Genomic DNA, 1,668 nt, shown 5'->3' with positions numbered 1-1,668 from the left:
TGAACTGCACCCCGTCAAGTAGACATTACAAATAATAAAACCTGTTAAACGGCCTTAGTCCTAAACTCCATTGGACTGAGGCCGTTTAGTTTTGCCTGTAATCGTTCGTTATTGTAAAAGTGGATGTAGGCTTCAATGTCCCGTTCAAGCCCTTCAAAATTTTGGTATGTGTGCAAATAATATTTTTCGCACTTCAGGGTTCCCCAGAAGGATTCTATGGGACTGTTATCGATGCATCTCCCTACGCGAGACATGCTATGGGTTATTTTTTTCCCAAATAACTTTTTGAACCGTAGAGAAGTGTATTGAAAGCCTCGGTCACTATGCAACATGGGCTTGCTCTTTGATGCTGCCTTCATCGCCCTTTTGACGGTTTGAAACACGAGGCTATTGTTATTCGAGTGCCCGAATACGTGAGACACAACGGTGTTGTCGTGGAGGTCCAAGATGGCGCTTAAATACGCCTTTTGACCGTGACCATATTTGAATTCCGTTACATCGGTTACCCATTTTTCGTTCGGTTTTGTCGCGGTGAATTCGCGGTTTAGCAGGTTCTCAGCCACGTGCTGAGGCGTTGACGCTGCATATTTCTTTCGTTTTCTGCGGCGAATCACTGACTGAATGCCTTGTAGCTGCATGAGGCGCTGGATGCGCTTGTGGTTAATCTTCTGCTTCGTTTCTTTGCACAAGTGAAGCTTTAATCGACGGTACCCGTAGATACCGCCTACCTTCTCATGCAGCGAGATCATCGCTTTTGTGAGTTTTTGGTTTTCTAGTTCACGTACACTAGGCTTACGGTTCAGCCATTTGTAATAGCTTGGCCGTGGAATCTCTGCAATTTCACACAGCGTCTTTATGCTGAACTGCCCGTCTTGCCGTACCGCCTGAATGGCAAGATAGATGTTATCTTGACGTACTTGGCTTAGCGTCGCCTTCTTTCGAGTTCCTCTAACTTTTTTAGGAATGCATTTTCTGCGCGTAGACGTTCAATTTCCGCCTCCATCTTCTTCATGGCAAGCTTCTGGTGGTCTGTGTCCGTTAACTCTTCTTCGGTTTTTTTACGTCCACGTCCATCCTGAAGCGCTTCTTGTCCTCCGTCTTGGTATTTCTTCACCCACTGGTACACCTGTTGGTAGGAGACCTGATGCTGCTCCGCTGTCTTACCGTAATCCTCGTCATGTGTCATACAATACTGAACAATCTCTAACCGTTCCTTCCAGGTCGTAGAACGTCCTTTCGTCATAGCCATTGCTCCCCCTTTATAGGTTTTTAAGCTGCTATGACTATTATACTTCTTCACCCAGTCCGATAGCTGTGTTCTACTCGCTATCTTGTATTTATCAATGATATCGTATTGGGATAATTCCCCCTTGATGTAATCCATCACCGCCTGTAGCTTAAGTTCTTCAGAGTAGCTACGGTTATTCGTTCGAATCTCCAATCCTTCTAAACCATAGACTTCATATCGGCGTTGCCATTTCACCAAGGTTGTTTTTGATACCCCATATTTATACGCAGCGGCCATAAAGCCAAGCTCGCCACTTTCGATCTCTTCGATAATGGTAAGTTTCTCCGATGCGCAATATTCAACTTTAGACATGAAAATGCTCCCCTCACAGCAGCAGGTTTTTTATTATTTCACCTGTCTACTATTTGGGGAGCATATCA

At 44.9% G+C, this 1,668-nt stretch carries 2 protein-coding genes; both read right to left on the bottom strand.

The window, feature by feature from the left end:
• Window positions 1-44 precede the first annotated feature (44 nt).
• On the bottom strand, window positions 45-902 hold the full coding sequence (locus ACIFSR_RS34735) for an IS3 family transposase (RefSeq protein ID WP_430063801.1): 858 nt from the start codon (window positions 900-902) through the stop codon (window positions 45-47).
• Between the two features lie 20 nt (window positions 903-922).
• Window positions 923-1,600 (bottom strand): transposase, encoded by a 678-nt coding sequence (locus ACIFSR_RS34730; protein WP_430063799.1) that lies wholly within the window; start codon window positions 1,598-1,600, stop codon window positions 923-925.
• Window positions 1,601-1,668 lie beyond the last annotated feature (68 nt).

Source organism: Paenibacillus sp. NRS-1760 (assembly GCF_050467785.1).
Classification (GTDB): Bacteria; Bacillota; Bacilli; order Paenibacillales; family Paenibacillaceae; genus Pristimantibacillus.
This window is presented reverse-complemented; position numbering and strand designations above follow the sequence as displayed.

Coding starts and splice junctions, on each gene's coding strand:
- ACIFSR_RS34730 (WP_430063799.1), bottom strand. CDS start 1,600: ATGTCTAAAGTTGAATATTGCGCATCGGAGAAACTTACCATTATCGAA.